We start from the raw sequence: 16,055 nt of genomic DNA on the forward strand, positions 1-16,055 counted from the left end.
AGAAAACAGCTATGGCAAACAGGCATACATCAAACAGAGGAAACAAAAAGCAGAAGGCAGACCTGCGGCGTATTCTGACTACCATAATGGCGGTGCTGCTGGCGGCGCTGATGCTGCTGCCCATGCTTACCATGGCCATAGGGGGCGCCGGAGCGGTGACCCAGTCGGAGATCGACAAGCTCAAACAGCAGCAGCAGGCGTCCAAGAACCGCCAGCAGGAGCTTAAGGATGAGCTGGCTGGGCTGAAGGAGGATCAGGCCGCCGCGCAGCAGAAGCGGAATCTTTTACAGCAGCAGCTCAATGCCATCGCCGATGAGATCGACAATATTGATGCGCAGATCAGCTACTACGACGGCCAGATCGCCCAGAAGGAGGCCGAGCGGGTGGAGGCGGTGGCCCGGGAGGAGGAGCAGTATGAGCTCTTCTGCCAGCGGGTGCGGGCCATGGAGGAGGACGGGGACGTGACCTACTGGTCGGTGCTCTTCGCCTCGGAGAGTTTTTCCGACCTGCTCAGCCGCATCGCTGATATCGACCAGGTCATGGAGTACGACAACGCTGTGATGGACCAGCTGGTGGAGACCCGCCGCCAGATCGAGGCCATCAAGGCCGAGCTGGAGCAGAGCAAGGCCGATCAGGAGGCCATCCGTGCCGAAAAGGAGGCCGTCAGGGCCGAACAGGAGAAAAAGGTGGCCGAGGCCAAGAAGCTGCTGGACGAGATCAATGCCAGCGCTGAAAAGGTCAATGAGGCGCTGGACGCCGAAAACGCCGCCATTGCCAAGCTCAACGCCGACATCGCCAAAAAGCAGAAGGAGATGGAGGAGGAGCGGAAGAAGAATAACGTGGTGCTGGATACCGGTTCGGGCTATACCTGGCCTCTGCCCGGCTACTACAAGCTGACCTCCGCCTTCGGCTACCGCATCCATCCCATCACCGGCCGGCCCCACAGCCACACCGGCATTGACATCCCGGCACCCTACGGCACCTCGGTAAAGGCGGCCCGGGGCGGCCAGGTTATTACCTCGGGCAGGCACTCCTCCTACGGTGAGTATGTGGTCATTGACCATGGCAACGGCAACTCCACCCTGTACGCCCATATGAGCAGCCGCTCGGTCTCTGTGGGCCAGATCGTCAAGCAGGGCCAGGAGGTGGGCAAGGTGGGCTCCACCGGCTCCTCTACCGGCAACCACCTGCACCTGGAGATCCGGGTCAACTACACCCGGGTGGATCCGGAGAAATATTACCCCAACCTGCCCTTTGTGCGGGCCTATAACTGGTAAAGCGGATCATAAACGCAAGGGAGCGGACAGGGACGGCCTCTGTCCGCTCTTCGGTTTTACGGCCGCCCGAAGCAAGAAAGGACCTTAGATCATGAGAACTTCCAAATTTCGCACCAAGCGTTTTTCCGGCCTCCAGCTGCTGGCGGCGGTGCTGGTCACGCTGCTCGTGACCGTGCTGGCCCTGTTTCTGGCGGCATGGCTCACCATCGGACCGGAGGGATTGACCCTGCTGGAGGGCATGGCTCTCGTCAACACCCGTTTTGTGGGGGAGTATGAGAAGGAGGAGGTGCTGGACAGCGCCATGTCCGGCATGATCTCCGGCCTGGGGGACCGCTGGTCCTACTACCTGAGCCCGGAGCGCTACCAGGCCGAGCAGGAGCGCCGGGCCAATTCCTATGTGGGCATCGGCGTCACGGTGGACTACAGCTCGGAAGAGGGCCTGACCATCCAGGCCGTCACTGAGGGCGGCCCCGCCCAGGAGGCCGGGCTGACGCCCGGCGAGATCATCACCGCAGTGGACGGGCAGTCCATCGCCGGAGACAAGCGGTACGAAGCCACCGAACTGATCCAGGGGAAGGAGAACACCGCCGTCATCCTCACCCTGCTGGGCACTAACGGGGAGAGCCGGGAGGCGGAGGTCACCCGCCGCAGCATCGAGACCGACCCGGTGGCGTATGAGATGCTGGAAAACGGCACAGGCTACATCCGGGTGGAGAACTTCTTCCGCCGCAGTGCCGATCAGGTCAAAGCGGCAGTGGAGGACCTGCAGAGCCAGGGCGCGAAGGCCCTGGTGTTTGATATGCGGAATAACGGCGGCGGCTACCTGGACGAGCTCATCCCCATGCTGGACAGCCTGCTGCCCGAAGGGCCCATTTTCCGCACCCGCAGCCGCTCCGGTACGGAGAAGATCGAGGAGTCCGACGCCGAATGTGTGGACCTGCCCATGGCGGTGCTGGTGAACGGGGATACCTACAGCGCCGCTGAGATCTTTGCCGCCGAGCTGCAGGAGTGGGGCGCGGCGGTGGTGGTGGGCACCCCCACCAGCGGAAAAGGGTATTCCCAGCAGCTCTATCCCCTCTTCAACGGCGGCGCGGTGGGTATCTCCACTGCCGAGTACTTTACCGGGGAGGGTAAGAGCCTGGTGGGCACTGGCTTGACCCTGGACCGGGAATATCATCTCTCCCAGACCGATGAGGCCCGGCGGCAGGCAGGCGGGCTGCCTTTGGAGGAGGACGGCCAGCTCCAGGCTGCCCTGGAACTGCTGGAGGGGCGGGAAGGGTGACCTGCCGGGAAAATACGCCGAAATTCGTATGATGACCTGTACACAAAAGCGGAACCGTGATACAATACCCTAGATATTGATATTGTATTAGAAGGAGAGGGGACAGCCTGATTATGAAGCGGATCGGCTTTGATAACGATAAATATCTGGAGATGCAGTCAGCCCATATTATGAAGCGCATCGCCCAGTTTGACAACAAGCTCTACCTGGAGTTCGGCGGAAAACTCTTTGACGACTATCACGCATCCCGGGTGCTGCCCGGCTTCGCCCCGGACAGCAAGATCCGCATGCTGCGTGAGCTGCGGGGCAGCGCCGAGATCGTCATCGCCATCTGTGCCTCCGACATCGAGAAGAACAAGGTGCGGGGGGATCTGGGCATCACCTATGACGTGGATGTGCTCCGGCTCATCGACGCCTTCCGGGCCCAGGAGCTCTTCGTGGGCAGCGTGGTGGTCACCCAGTATGCCGGACAGCCCGCCGCCGACGCCTTCAAGCGCCGCCTGGAGAGCCTGGGCGTCCGGGTCTACCTCCACTATCCCATTGTGGGCTATCCCCACAACACCGCCCTCATCGTCAGCGACGAGGGGTATGGCAGAAACCAGTATGTGGAGACCTCCCGCCCTCTGGTGGTGGTCACCGCCCCCGGTCCCGGCAGCGGCAAGATGGCCGTGTGCCTCTCCCAGCTCTACCATGAGTACAAGCGGGGGGTGAAGGCGGGCTACGCCAAGTTCGAGACTTTCCCCATCTGGAACCTGCCCCTCCAGCACCCGGTGAACCTGGCCTACGAGGCCGCCACCGCCGACCTGGGCGACGTGAACGTCATCGATCCCTTCCACCTTCAGGCCTACGGCGAGACCACCGTGAACTACAACCGGGACGTGGAGATTTTCCCCGTCCTGTCCGCCATGTTTGAGAAGATCATGGGGGAGTGCCCCTACAAGTCCCCCACCGACATGGGGGTGAATATGGCGGGCAACTGCATTTTTGACGACGCGGCCGTCCAGGACGCCGCCCGGCAGGAGATCATCCGGCGGTACTACATCGGCCTCAGCGACCGCCGCCAGGGCAAGGCCGACGACGCGCTGGTGTACAAGCTGGAGCTGCTGATGCAGCAGGCCAAGGCCAGCGCCGACCAGCGCCCGGTCATCGCCGCGTCCGAGAAACGGGCCGAGGAGACGGGGAACCCCGCTTTTGCCATCGAGCTGCCCGACGGAGAGGTGGTCACCGGCAAGACCACCGAGCTGCTGGGCGCCTGCTCCGCCGCCCTCCTCAACGCCCTGAAGCGGCTCTCCGGCATCGAGCATGAGTGCCACCTTATCTCCCCCGAAGCCATCGAGCCCATCCAGACCGTGAAGGTCAAGCACCTGGGCTCCTCCAATCCCCGGCTCCACAGCGACGAGACCCTCATCGCCCTGGCCATCTCGGCCTCCCGGGACTCCAACGCCGCCAGGGCCCTGGACCAGCTCTCCGCCCTGCGGGGGTGTGAGGCCCATTCCACCGTCATCCTCTCCCAGGTGGATCAGGTCACCTGCGGCAAGCTGGGGATGCACCTGACGTGCACCCCCCAGTACGAGACCAACAAGCTCTATCACCGATAAAAACAGCGGCGGGGGGGGGGGGGGGGGGGGGGGGGGGGGGGGGGGGGGGGGGGGGGGGGGGGGGGGGGGGGGGGGGGGGGGGGGGGGGGGGGGGGGGCCGGGCCCCCGGCCCCCCCCGGCCCCCCCCCCCCCCCCCCCCCCCCCCCCCCCCCCCCCCCCCCCCCCCCCCCCCCCCCCCCCCCCCCCCCCCCCCCCCCCCCCCCCCCCCCCCCGCTTTTGTTCGGATATGGGATGTCAGAGCCTGTTCAGTATCTCAACGTGTACGGATTGGCCAAAAATCCGCCGTCAAGACGTGCACGGGAAAATGCTGAACAGGCGCTTAGGAACACAGCTCGCAGATGGCCTGGGCGAAGATCTTGCAGGAGCAGAGAAGCTGATCCACGCAGGCCTGCTCGTCGGGAGCGTGCATCTTGGGGTCGAAGCCGGGGAACTGGCAGCCGAAGGCCACGCCGCCGGGAATGTCGTGGACATAGGTGCCGCCGCCGATGGCCAGGGGTTTGGCGTCCCTGGCTCCGGTATAGGTCTCATAGCACCGCAGCAGGGTGGTGACCAGCTGGGAGTCGCCGGGGACGCAGTGGACGGTGGTCATCTCCGGGTCGCCGGTGACGGCGATGCCGTGGGCGGCCAGGCGGGCCTCGCAGGCCTTGCGGCAGTTCTCCTCGTTGGAGGAGAGGGGGAAGCGCACGTCGAACTTGGCGGTAAAGCCGGTGCCGGTCAGGGTCATCAGGGCCAGGTTCAGGGTCAGGGGGCCGGACTCGGCGTCCTCGCTGGCGATGCCCAGGGCCTTGCCGCGGGTGTCCCCGAAGGGGAAGAGAGTCTGCATGGAGCGGAGGGCCCGGGTGCTCTCGCAGTCGGCCAGGGGAAGGCGGGAGAGCAGCTCCAGCAGGGCGGAGATGGCGTTGAGACCGCCGTCAGGGGAGGCGGCGTGGGCGTTGCGGCCGGCACAGTGGACCGTGACCCCATCCGCTCCGTCGGTGACGGTGAAGGGGGTACCGGTGGCGGCGGCCACCTGGCCGGCCAGGGGCTCCACCTCGCCGGCGGAAAGGCCGGAGATGACGCACTGGGCCTCCGGCGGCACCACGTTTTGGCGGAAGCCGCCCTTGAGGGAAGTTACCCGGGGCAGGGCGGTCTCCTCCGTCCAGGTCTTTCCGAAATCCGGGTGATAGTGGCCCTTCTCGATGTTGATGACAGGGAAGTCGGCGTCGGGGGTGAAGGTGAAGGGGGCGTAGGGGTGGCTGGCGTAGTAGTGGGCAATGTCGCCGGAGCCGCTCTCCTCGTCGGTGCCCATCACCAGGCGCACGTTGGCGGAGAGGGGGAGCCCCAGGTCACGCACCGCCCGCATGGCCAGCAGGGCGCAGACTACGGGGCCCTTGTCATCAGACACGCCCCGGCCGTAGAGCATACCGTCCCGCTCCACGCAGGTATAGGGGTCGGTGGCCCAGCCGGTGCCCTCGCCCACCACATCCAGGTGGCCCAGGATGTGCAGCCGGGTCTCTTTGTCGTTCAGGTCGGCGGTGCCCACATAATTTTCGTGGTTCTCCACGGCAAAGCCCCACTCGCCGGCCAGAGCCAGTCCCTCGGCCAGGGCGGCGGCGGGACCGGGGCCGAAGGGCTTTCCGGGCTCGGCGTCGCCCCTGACGCTCTTGACGGCCACCAGCCGGGAAATGGCGTCGATCATTTCCTGACGGATGCCGGGATCATCGAAATAGGCGCGGATCTTGTCCTCGTACATGGGAGAAATCCTCCTTAAAAGTGTAAAATTTATTCTGACAGGTCGGCGCTGCCGCCATTCTCGGCCAGCTCGCCCAGGTATTTGTAGATGGTGTAGCGGGAGACCTGTAGCCGCTTGGACACAAAGGGGACCGATTTGCGGAAGGAGAACGCGTTCTTCTGGTCCAGCAGGGCGATGATCTTCATCCGGTCCTTCTTGGTCAGGGCGGCCACCGGTTTGCCAACGGCAGTGAGGCACTCGTCAAAGATGTCGCTCAGGCGGCTGTCGCCCCCCTGCCACATGGCGCTCTGGAGGTCGGCCTCGGCGTTCATCAGGTCCACCAGGATGCGGTTGGCGTACACCAGGGAGGTGTAGTCGAAGTTGATGCCCAGAGCCAGATTGTAGCCGTCCTCCCCCTCCTGGATCAGGTGGAAGGTGCTGCTTTTGATCTGCTGGCCCGAGGGAGTGGTGGCGTAGAGGTTGACGAAGTCGGTCATCAGGGCCGTGGTGTCCAGCTCCTTGGCGGTGCCCAGGATGTCCATGGTGGAGCCCACGGACCGGCCGGACACGTGGCCGTTGTAAATGGACAGGATGGGGTGCTTGGGGTCGCCCATGTCATGTACCAGAGTCTCGCAGGAGGAGCCGAACATCTCCGCGATGCCTCTGGCGGTGCGGTCCAGAAATTCAAATGCTTCCGCGCGGGTCATGGTGGGTTCACCTCGCTTGGTCAGAAATGGCGGCGAATAGATGCTATTATTCTAACACCTCCGGCGGGAGGATTGCAAGGGATTCCAAAGGGGAAAAGCGGCTCGCCAAACAGGAGGATTTTATGATATAATAACGCAGATACAGCCGGCAAAGCTTTTCTGACAGATGCGGAGGAACTGAGATGCTCTTCAACTCCCTGGAATTTCTGATCTTTTTCCCGGTGGTGGCGGTGTTTTACTTTGTACTGCCTCACCGGGTGCGGTGGGTGTGGCTGCTGGCGGCCAGCTATTATTTCTACATGTGCTGGAACCCCAAATACGCCGTGCTGATGGCCCTGTCCACCGCTATCACCTATCTCAGCGGCCTGCTCATCGCGTGGAGCGGCCGGCGGGAGACCGGGCGGCGGCGGGAGCGGATGCGGAAGCTGTGGGTGGCCCTGAGCTTTGTGTCCAACCTGGCCATCCTGTTTTTCTTCAAGTACTGGGGCTTTTTCTGGGACAATCTGGAGGCAGTGCTGGCAGTGTTCGGGGTGGCCATGCACAAACCGGTCTTTGACGTGGTGCTGCCGGTGGGCATCTCCTTCTACACCTTCCAGGCCCTGAGCTATACGGTGGACGTCTACCGGGGAGAGGTGGAGGCCGAGCGGAATTTCTTCCGGTACGCCCTGTTCGTCTCCTTCTTCCCACAGCTGGTGGCCGGACCCATCGAGCGGTCCAAGAACCTGCTCCACCAGGTCCATGAGCGGCACACCTTTGACGCGCAGCGGGTCCGCAGCGGCCTTCTGCTGATGCTGTGGGGCCTGTTTCAGAAGATGGTGGTGGCCGACCGGGTGGCTGTCGTGGTGAACACAGTATACGACGGCTATCAGGCCATGCCTGCCTGGGCGCTGGTGCTGGGCACCGTGCTCTTCGCGGTGCAGATCTACTGCGATTTTGCCGGCTACTCCAATGTGGCCATCGGCGCGGCCCAGGTCATGGGCTTTACGCTGATGGAGAACTTCCGCCAGCCCTATCTCTCCCGCTCCTGCGCGGAGTTCTGGCGCCGGTGGCATATCTCTCTGTCCAGCTGGTTCCGGGATTATCTCTATATCCCTCTGGGGGGCAACCGGAAGGGAAAGGCCCGGAAGTATCTGAACAATATGATCACCTTCCTGGCCTCCGGCCTGTGGCACGGGGCCAGCTGGCACTTTGTGGTGTGGGGCGGCCTCAACGGCGCATACCAGGTGGTGGGGGAGATCCTCCGTCCCACCCGGGAGCGGCTGTGTGCCGCGCTGCATATCCGGCGGGAGAGCGTGGTATGGCAGGCTCTGCGGGTGGCCATCACCTTCGTCTTTATCGATTTCGCCTGGCTCTTTTTCCGGGCCTCCTCCCTCACCACGGCGGTGGACATGATCCGCTGCGTCCTGGCGGGCGGGGCGGCCATGGGGGAGGGCTTTACCCTGGGACTGGAGGTGCCCGAACTGCGGGTGATGGCCGCTTCCATCCTGCTGCTGGCGGTGGTCGACCTGGTGAATCTGCGCTGCAGCATCCGCACTCTGGTGACGCGCCTTCCCCTGCCGGTCCGGTGGGTCATCTATCTGGTGAGCATCTATGTGATATTGATCTTCGGCATATACGGACCGGGCTTTTCCGAGTCCCAGTTCATCTATTTCCAGTTCTGAGGAGGGAGCTGCCTTGACATCCAACAGACGATTTTTCCTGTCAGCGGCGGCCTTCTGCCTTATCTTCCTGCTGACGGTGGGGCCGGTGACCTGGGTATTCGCCCGCAAGTCCCTCAACGGCCCCTGGGATATGAGCAATAAGATCGGCGGGTTCTACAACGAGCCCCGGGGGGAGTTTTCGGTGATGTTCTTCGGTTCCTCCCACATCTATGCCTCGCTCTCCCCGCTGGAGCTGTGGCACGACAACGGCGTCAAGAGCTATGTGTTCGCCACCCAGCTCCAGCCCATGTGGGCCACCTACACCTATATCAAGGAGGCGCTGAAGTACCAGTCCCCCCAGCTCATCGTGGTGGAGTGCAATATGATGGGCGGAGATCAGGAGTACTACGACGACGGCGTCAACTTCTCCTTTATGGACGACCTGCGCTTTTCCATGGACAAGGTGGCGCTGGCCCGGGAGTCGGCCCCCGAGGGGGAACGGGCGCCGCTGGTCTGGAATTTTATGAAGTACCACGGCCGGTGGAGCGAGCTGGAGGACCCGGACTATGACGTGAAGCGGCAGGACCTCCACGATCCCCTGAAGGGCCACGTGCTGCTGCCCGACTATCAGGCGGTGAAGCCCGAGGTTCTGGAGCCCAAGGAGGGGGAGAGCGGCCAACTGCTGGAGAAAAATGTGATGTGGCTGGAGCGGATCATCGACCTGTGTCAGGCCCGCGGGGTGGAGCTCTGGCTCATCAAGGCCCCCTCCAACACGGCGCTGGAGGAGACCCAGCGCCTGCGGATGGAACAGGTGGCCGCCCTGGCGGCGGAGCGGGGCGTGGTCTTTGACGACTTCAACGCCTGCTATGAGGAGATGGGCCTGACTCTGGATGACTTCTACGATCAGCGGCACCTGACCGGAACGGGCGCGGTGAAATTTACCGACTACTTCGCCTGCCTGCTGGAAAAGCGCTATCCCCAGCTCCACACCGAGTCGGAGGACCATGAGTGGGAGGAGCAGTACCGGGCCTACCGGGAGAAGCTGGAGGGAACGGCATAGACCCAGGACGCGGCATGCGGAAATTTGCCGAAACAGCCATTGACAAACAGTGTTGCGATTTAGTATGATAAAGTAACAGTGTATTTTAAACTATAGAAATCAGGTGACTACCCATGAAACAGCCCTTTGTGTCGCTGGACCAGCTCAACGCCATCACAGCCCAATACCCCACCCCCTTCCACCTCTATGATGAGAAGGGCATCCGGGAGAACGCCCGGAGGCTGAAGGCGGCCTTTGCCTGGAATCCCGGCTTCAAGGAATACTTCGCCGTAAAAGCCACCCCCACTCCCGCCATCCTGAAGCTGCTGCGGGAGGAGGGCTGCGGCACCGACTGCTCCTCCCTCACCGAACTGATGATGAGCGACCGCTGCGGCTTTACCGGCAGCGAGATCATGTTCTCCTCCAATGAGACCCCGCCGGAGGAATTTGAGCTGGCCGCCAGGCTGGGGGCCACCATCAATCTGGATGATTTTACCCACATTGATTTTCTGGAAAAGACCATCGGCCATATCCCTGAGACCATCTGCTGCCGCTTCAACCCCGGCGGCGTGTTCGCCATCGGCGCCTCCAAGGAGGGGTTCCAGGTCATGGACAACCCGGGGGACGCCAAGTACGGCTTTACCCGGGAGCAGCTCTTCGAGGGCTTCCGCAAGCTGAAGGCCATGGGTGCCAAGCGCTTCGGCGTCCACGCTTTCCTGGCGTCCAACACCCTGTCCAACGAGTACTATCCCACCCTGGCCGGTATCCTGTTCGAGCTGGTAAAGGAGCTGCAGCAGGAGACCGGGTGTCATATCTGCTTCGTCAACCTGTCGGGCGGTGTGGGCGTGCCCTACCGGCCCGACCAGCCCGCCAACGACATCGAGGCCATCGGAGAGGGCGTGCGGAAAAAGTACGAGGAGATCCTGGTCCCCGCGGGGATGGATGACGTGGCCATCTACACCGAGCTGGGCCGCTTCATGCTGGCCCCCTACGGCTGCCTGGTGACCCGGGCCACCCACGAGAAGCACACCTACAAGGAGTACATCGGCGTGGATGCCTGCGCCGCCAACCTGATGCGCCCCGCCATGTACGGCGCTTACCACCACATCACCGTCATGGGCAAGGAGGACGCCCCCTGCGATCACAAGTACGACGTGGTGGGTTCCCTGTGTGAGAACAACGACAAGTTTGCCGTGGACCGGATGCTGCCCAGGATCGACATGGGCGACCTGCTGGTGATCCACGACACCGGCGCCCACGGCTTTTCCATGGGCTATAACTACAACGGCCGCCTCCGCTCCGCCGAGCTGCTGCTCCGGCAGGACGGGACGGTGGAACAGATCCGCCGGGCCGAGACCCCGGACGACTATTTTGCCACGCTGGTGTGGTAAGCGGAACAAAAAAACGTGCGCCCCGGATAGTCCGGGGCGCACGTTTTTGATTGAGCTGCGAAAGGAAAGGTGCCTTTACTTCAGGACGCCGTCCAGGGGGACCACCACGGCGTTGGCGGGGAGGGTGGTGACCGGCTTGTCGCTGGTGGCGGAGGAGGTCATGTTCATCTCCATGGTCAACGTGATCAGGTCCATCAGATCCATATCCAGAGTCATGGTCATCTTGTCCACAGTGGAGGTCATGGACATATCCATGGAGATGGAGCTGCGGCCCGCGGCGGCAGAGGCAGACGGATCCGGGTCGGTGCCGGCGGCCTTCATGCTCATATCCATCTTCATGCCCACGATGTCCTCGCCCTTGGCGGTGAGGACCAACTTCATGGTCATGTCGGCGCCGTCCTCCTTCATGGAGAAGGTGGAGGTGTAGGTGCTGCCGTTCTTGACAAAGGCCTGGTCACTGAGCATGTCGCTGTAGACCTTGGCGGCGGCGGACAGGGCAGTGTAGTCAGTGTCCTTGTCGGTCAGGGGGATGGCGGACAGGGTGGAGGCCAGCACGTCCTTCATGGAGCCGGAGGCGCCCTTGGACATGGCAACCAGCTCAGAGAGATCTATGCCGGAGGAGGCCAGCAGGGCGTTGAAGTCCATGGAGAACCAGACCTTGTCGCCGTTCTCATTGCCCATCAGCTGGGCCAGGACGGGGCAGTTGATGTAGTACATGCCGGTCTCCAGGTCCATGCGGATCTCGGCGGTGACCTGCTTGAGCTGGGCCTTCATGGCGGCGAACTCAGCAGGGGTCAGGCCGGTGTCCTCAGCGGTCATCATATCCATAATGCCGGACAGGTCCATGGTCATCTTGAGCTGGCCGGCGGTCTGAGAGGAAATGCCGGAGAGGGTGGCGGTCACGGGGATGGACATGTCCTTCTCAGTGCCGGTAGCCTCCTTGGACACGGTCAGCTTCATGGACAGGTCGCCCTTGACGGCCTGGTTGCTCTGGGCGGCCTGCTTGGCGGCGTAGGCGCAGTAGTTGTCCATCAGTTCGTAGGTGGCGCCGCCCATCAGCTTATCCACGTCTGCGATGATGACGGTCTGGTCATCCTGATCCCAGCCCACGTTGCAGCCGAAGGCCTCGGCGGCGAAGCGGACGGGCACATAGGTGCGGTTGCTCTTGGCGTAGGGAGCCACGTCCATGGTGACGGTGCGGCTCTCGCCGTTTTCGGTGATCTTTACGTCCTTGCTGCCCAGGGTCATCTCCAGATGGGTGCCGTCCCGGTCGGCCAGGATGGTCTGGGTGTCGGCCTTGTAGTCCACCTGGGCGCCCATGGCCTCGAACACGGCGCGGAAAGGCAGGAAGGTACGTCCGGAGTGGGCTTCTGGCTTCACATCGGTAAAGGCCACATTCTGGCCGTCCAACTGGACGGAAATGCCGGCGTCGGCCTCGGCAGCCATGGCGGGACCGGCCAGAGAGGCGGTGAGGGCCAGGGCGGAGCCCAAAGCCAGGAGCTTTTGTTTCATATGCTTCATAAAAATTCCTCCTTCTCATTTTAGGGTAAGTTCATGATACACCTTCCACGGGGTGGAAGGTCAAGGAAAAGAGGAAATCTTAAGAAAAAATTTACAATAATTTCTCCGAGACAGGTACGGGGCGTGAAAATTAAGAAATGTAAGAAATCTTTCCTGTTTGGCGGCGGGGAAATATGATAGAATAGTTTCACCTGGATCTCTGCCGCGTCAGCGGCGGGGAGGTCAGCAGAACTTGTGCCTGCGGCACAAGAGACCATATGCAAGTCCGGAAAACGGACCATAACAGTATCGACGGAGGAAACGATCTTGGATCTGATGCAGTGGCTCACGGAAAACCGGGCGGGCGAACTGGTCTTTACCATGCTGGTCTCCATGCTGCCCGTGATCGAGCTGAGGGGCGGCATCCCCTTCGGGGTGGCTCTGGGGCTGAACCCGTGGGCGGCCTTCGGGGCCAGCGTGGTGGGGAATCTCCTCCCGCTGCCTTTTATCGTGGTATATATCCGGCGGATCTTCCAGTGGATGCGCCGGCATATGCCCGGGCTCAACCGCATGGTGGACGCCCTGGAGCGCAAGGCCCATCTCAAGGGGCGCAAGGTGACCAAATACAAATATCTGGGCCTGCTGATCTTCGTGGCCCTCCCTCTGCCCGGCACCGGAGGCTGGACGGGGGCACTGGCCGCCTCCTTCCTGGACATGCCCCTGCGCAAGGCCGCCCCGGCGCTGGTGGGCGGCGTGTTCATCGCGGGCTTTCTGGTCACCTTTCTCACCTATGTGGTGAAGCTGGCGGTGATCTGAACCCTTTTTCCCCCCGGGGCATAGGATGGCCCGGAGGTGAGCATGATGATGGAATCGATCTTACAGGCGGTGCTGGCGCTGCTTTCCGCGGCGGGGCTTTTGGCTCTGGCGTGGCTGTGCTTTGGAAAGCTGCTCCTCCCGGCGGGCGGCACCGGAGGCGCGCCCATCTGGGCCGTGGTGCCCGCCCGGGGGGAAGCCGAGACTCTGGAGCACGACATCCGCGCCCTGTGCTGGCTGCGGGGATGGGGGGCCGCCCGGTTCACCATCGTCATCGCGGACGACGGGCTCAGCGCCGCCGGTCGGGCGCTGGCCCACGCCCTGATGGCCCAGCGCAGCGGGATGGTGCTGTGTCCCATGGACCGGGTGGGGGAGTACCTGTCCCGGCGATAGAATGATACATAAAGGATGATCCCTTTGGAACAGACGGAGGAACTCAATCTCATCGAGGGCAGCGTGGAGGCCGTGATCTACCAGAACGAGGAGAACGGCTACACGGTGCTCCGCATCGACGCCGGGGAGCAGGGCGGGATCACGGTGGTGGGCTGCATGCCCGGCGTGGCCCCGGGGGAGAGTTTGTCCATCCGGGGCAAATGGATGCGCCACGCCTCCTACGGCGAGCAGTTCAAGGCCGAGATCGTGGAGCGGCGGATGCCCGCCGGGGAGAAGGCCATCTTTGAATACCTGGCCTCGGGAGCCGTGCGGGGCATCGGCGCCGCCACCGCCCGCCGGATGATCGAGGAGTTCGGCGAGGACGCCCTCACCGTGCTGGAGGAGCACCCGGAGCAGCTCACCCGCATCAAGGGTATCACCCGCAAGCGGGCATTGGCCATGGGGGAGCATTTCCGGCTCCAGATGGGCATGCGCCGCCTGCTGGAATTTCTGGGGGAGCACAATGTGGCCCTCCAGCTGGCCATGCCCCTCTACCGCCGGTACGGCGACCGGGCGCTGGAGGTGGTGAAGAGCAACCCCTACCTGCTGGTGGACGAGGAGCTGGGGGTGGACTTCGCCATCGCCGACGCCCTGGCCATCGACATGGGCATGGAGGGGGAGGATCCCCAGCGCATCGAGGCCGGGCTGCTTTTCGAGCTGAGCCACAACCTGATGAACGGCCACACCTTCCTGCCCCGGCGCAAGCTGCTGCCGGCCACCGGCCAGCTCCTGGGACTGGAGAGCGAGGCTCTGGAGGACGGGCTGGAGGCCCTCATCGAGCAGGGCGAGGTGGTGCAGGAGGAGGTGGCCGGCGAGACCGCCTGCTACCTCAGCGACCTGCAGGAGGCGGAGGAGTACGTGGCAGAGCGGATGGGGGAGATGGCCCGGCGGGAGCTGCTGCCCCCCGACGGGCTGGACGCCCTCATCGACCGCATCCAGGCCGAGCAGGGCATCATCTACGCCCCCCAGCAGCGAGAGGCGGTGGAGCTGGCCGCCGGGCGGCAGGTGATGCTCCTCACCGGCGGGCCGGGCACCGGCAAGACCACCTCCCTGCGGGGTGTGCTGGCTCTCTTTGATGCGCTGGGGCTGGAGACTGCTCTGGCCGCCCCCACCGGCCGGGCTGCCAAGCGGCTGGGAGACCTGTGCGGCGTGGATGCCGCCACCATCCACCGCCTGCTGGAGACCCAGTTCGACCCGGGCACCGGGCGGCTGGTGTTCGCCCACGACGAGAGCGACCCCCTGCGGGTGGACGCCGTCATCGTGGACGAGACCTCCATGGTGGACATCGCCCTCATGCGGGCGCTGCTCTCCGCCCTGCGGGGGGACTGCCGCCTGGTGCTGGTGGGAGACCCGGACCAGCTCCCCTCGGTGGGGCCGGGCAACCTGTTCTCCGACCTGATCCGCAGCGACAGCATCCCTATGGTGCGCCTCACCGAGATTTTCCGCCAGGCCGCCGAGAGCGCCATCGTCATGAACGCCCACGGCGTCAACCGGGGGGAGCTGCCCGACCTGCGCAACAAGGGAGGCGACTTCTTCTTCCTGCGCCGGAAGGATCCGGCCCGGGCGGCTGAGACCATCGTGGAGCTGGTGAAGGAGCGCCTGCCCAAAAATATGGGCATCCCCGCCGACCAGATCCAGGTCCTCTCTCCCACCCGCAAGACGGTGGCGGGGACGGGAGCGCTGAACCGGGCCATCCAGGAGGCGGTGAACCCGCCGGATCGGGAGAAGGGAGAGCGCCGCTTCGGGGAGTTCATCTTCCGGGAGGGGGACCGGGTGATGCAGGTGCGCAACAACTACGACCTGATGTGGCGGGACCGGGACTCCCTGACCTCCGGCATGGGGGTGTTCAACGGGGACATCGGCCAGATCACCCAGGTGGACAACCGCAACGAGTGCATCACCGTGGACTTTGACGGCCGCATCGTGGAGTATTCCCCCGACATGCTGGGGGAGCTGGAGCCGGCCTACGCCATCACGGTCCACAAGTCCCAGGGCAGCGAGTACCGGGCGGTGATCCTGTCGGTATGCAAGGGGACCCCCATGCTCCTTACCCGGGGGGTGCTCTACACCGCCATCACCCGGGCACGGGAGCTGTTGGTCCTGGTGGGGGACGAGGAGGCGGTGGCCCAGATGACCGCCAACAACCGCCAGCAGCGGCGCTACTCCGGCTTGCGCTGGCGTCTGTCGCAGCTGAGATGATATGGGCGCCCCGCCTTACAACTTTGCTCTGGCCGATATGGTAGTGGAATAAGGCCGTTTCGCCCACGGGGCGGGACATGCGCTCGCCGCGCGGGCCGCCTGCCCGGCGGGGGCCCCATTTCTTTTGCCAAAAGAAATGGGGGAAAGAAAACGCCCAAAGGGGTGCACGGCCCCCCTTTGGAATCCCCTAATACGGGGGAGTCCTTACGCAGTGCCCACGTTGACAGAGCCCTTCCGCGCTGCCTGTGTGGTGCCTGACGCGGCTGCGGTGATATGGGTGTTCATCGGTAAATTGCCGTAGGGGGGGGGGGGGGGCGCGCCCCCGCCCCCCCCCCCCCCCCCGCGGGTTGGTCTGTGTTGGGGTTGTGTTGGTGTATTTTGCGGGGGGGGGGGGGGGGGGGGGTGGGGGGGCGGCCCCCCCCGCCCCCCCCGCCCCCCCCCCCCCCCCCCCCCCACGCCTGCACCA

The 16,055-nt window shown here is 63.9% G+C and carries 12 protein-coding genes; 9 read left to right on the forward strand and 3 right to left on the reverse strand.

The genetic code is table 11. The annotated features are described in order from the left end of the window. The first annotated feature begins 11 nt into the window (after positions 1 to 11). From ACTNBZ_RS12695 to ACTNBZ_RS12705, 3 genes are all read left to right on the forward strand, one after another. Complete coding sequence (locus ACTNBZ_RS12695; protein WP_441210430.1) at positions 12 to 1,277, forward strand: murein hydrolase activator EnvC family protein; 1,266 nt, start codon at positions 12 to 14, stop codon at positions 1,275 to 1,277. A gap of 91 nt (positions 1,278 to 1,368) precedes the next feature. Then, complete coding sequence (locus ACTNBZ_RS12700) at positions 1,369 to 2,559, forward strand: S41 family peptidase (protein ID WP_441210432.1); 1,191 nt, start codon at positions 1,369 to 1,371, stop codon at positions 2,557 to 2,559. A 113-nt stretch (positions 2,560 to 2,672) separates the two neighbouring features. Further along, positions 2,673 to 4,157 carry a DUF1846 domain-containing protein gene (locus tag ACTNBZ_RS12705; RefSeq protein ID WP_441210434.1) on the forward strand — a complete coding sequence of 495 codons (1,485 nt, stop codon included), beginning with the start codon at positions 2,673 to 2,675 and terminating at the stop codon, positions 4,155 to 4,157. A gap of 319 nt (positions 4,158 to 4,476) precedes the next feature. On the opposite strand, the gene ACTNBZ_RS12710 is transcribed toward ACTNBZ_RS12705, so the two are convergent. Together ACTNBZ_RS12710 and ACTNBZ_RS12715 are read right to left on the reverse strand one after the other, a co-directional pair. Beyond that, entirely contained in the window at positions 4,477 to 5,889 is a 1,413-nt protein-coding gene (locus ACTNBZ_RS12710) for a Sapep family Mn(2+)-dependent dipeptidase (RefSeq protein ID WP_441210436.1), read from the reverse strand. 29 nt (positions 5,890 to 5,918) lie between these two features. Beyond that, positions 5,919 to 6,575: a helix-turn-helix transcriptional regulator gene (locus tag ACTNBZ_RS12715; protein ID WP_441210438.1), complete on the reverse strand. Its 657-nt coding sequence runs from the start codon at positions 6,573 to 6,575 to the stop codon at positions 5,919 to 5,921. Between the two features lie 182 nt (positions 6,576 to 6,757). Here ACTNBZ_RS12715 and ACTNBZ_RS12720 point away from each other — a divergent pair, with 182 nt between their 5' ends. The 3 genes from ACTNBZ_RS12720 to ACTNBZ_RS12730 all read left to right on the forward strand — a co-directional run bounded on the left by ACTNBZ_RS12720 (position 6,758) and on the right by ACTNBZ_RS12730 (position 10,645). Beyond that, the gene (locus tag ACTNBZ_RS12720; protein WP_441210440.1) at positions 6,758 to 8,236 is read left to right on the forward strand and encodes an MBOAT family O-acyltransferase; all 1,479 of its coding nucleotides are present in this window, start codon (positions 6,758 to 6,760) and stop codon (positions 8,234 to 8,236) included. A 13-nt stretch (positions 8,237 to 8,249) separates the two neighbouring features. Then, the gene (locus ACTNBZ_RS12725) at positions 8,250 to 9,275 is read left to right on the forward strand and encodes a hypothetical protein (RefSeq protein ID WP_441210442.1); all 1,026 of its coding nucleotides are present in this window, start codon (positions 8,250 to 8,252) and stop codon (positions 9,273 to 9,275) included. 113 nt (positions 9,276 to 9,388) lie between these two features. Then, positions 9,389 to 10,645, forward strand: coding sequence for a diaminopimelate decarboxylase (locus tag ACTNBZ_RS12730; protein WP_441210444.1), 1,257 nt, complete (start codon positions 9,389 to 9,391; stop codon positions 10,643 to 10,645). A gap of 75 nt (positions 10,646 to 10,720) precedes the next feature. Here ACTNBZ_RS12730 and ACTNBZ_RS12735 read toward each other — a convergent pair whose 3' ends face one another. Further along, positions 10,721 to 12,166: a copper amine oxidase N-terminal domain-containing protein gene (locus ACTNBZ_RS12735; RefSeq protein WP_441210446.1), complete on the reverse strand. Its 1,446-nt coding sequence runs from the start codon at positions 12,164 to 12,166 to the stop codon at positions 10,721 to 10,723. A gap of 315 nt (positions 12,167 to 12,481) precedes the next feature. Between ACTNBZ_RS12735 and ACTNBZ_RS12740 the strand changes: the two genes are divergently transcribed. From ACTNBZ_RS12740 to recD2, 3 genes are read left to right on the forward strand one after another with little or no spacing between them, the layout of a single operon-like run. Beyond that, positions 12,482 to 12,961 carry a COG2426 family protein gene (locus ACTNBZ_RS12740; protein ID WP_441210452.1) on the forward strand — a complete coding sequence of 160 codons (480 nt, stop codon included), beginning with the start codon at positions 12,482 to 12,484 and terminating at the stop codon, positions 12,959 to 12,961. A gap of 45 nt (positions 12,962 to 13,006) precedes the next feature. Beyond that, the gene (locus tag ACTNBZ_RS12745; RefSeq protein WP_441210448.1) at positions 13,007 to 13,351 is read left to right on the forward strand and encodes a hypothetical protein; all 345 of its coding nucleotides are present in this window, start codon (positions 13,007 to 13,009) and stop codon (positions 13,349 to 13,351) included. Between the two features lie 24 nt (positions 13,352 to 13,375). Next, the gene (gene recD2, locus ACTNBZ_RS12750; protein ID WP_441210450.1) at positions 13,376 to 15,589 is read left to right on the forward strand and encodes an SF1B family DNA helicase RecD2; all 2,214 of its coding nucleotides are present in this window, start codon (positions 13,376 to 13,378) and stop codon (positions 15,587 to 15,589) included. Positions 15,590 to 16,055 lie beyond the last annotated feature (466 nt).

The sequence above is a fragment of the Pseudoflavonifractor sp. HCP28S3_F10 genome, from assembly GCF_052065415.1.
Lineage (GTDB): Bacteria > Bacillota > Clostridia > Oscillospirales > Oscillospiraceae > Pseudoflavonifractor_A.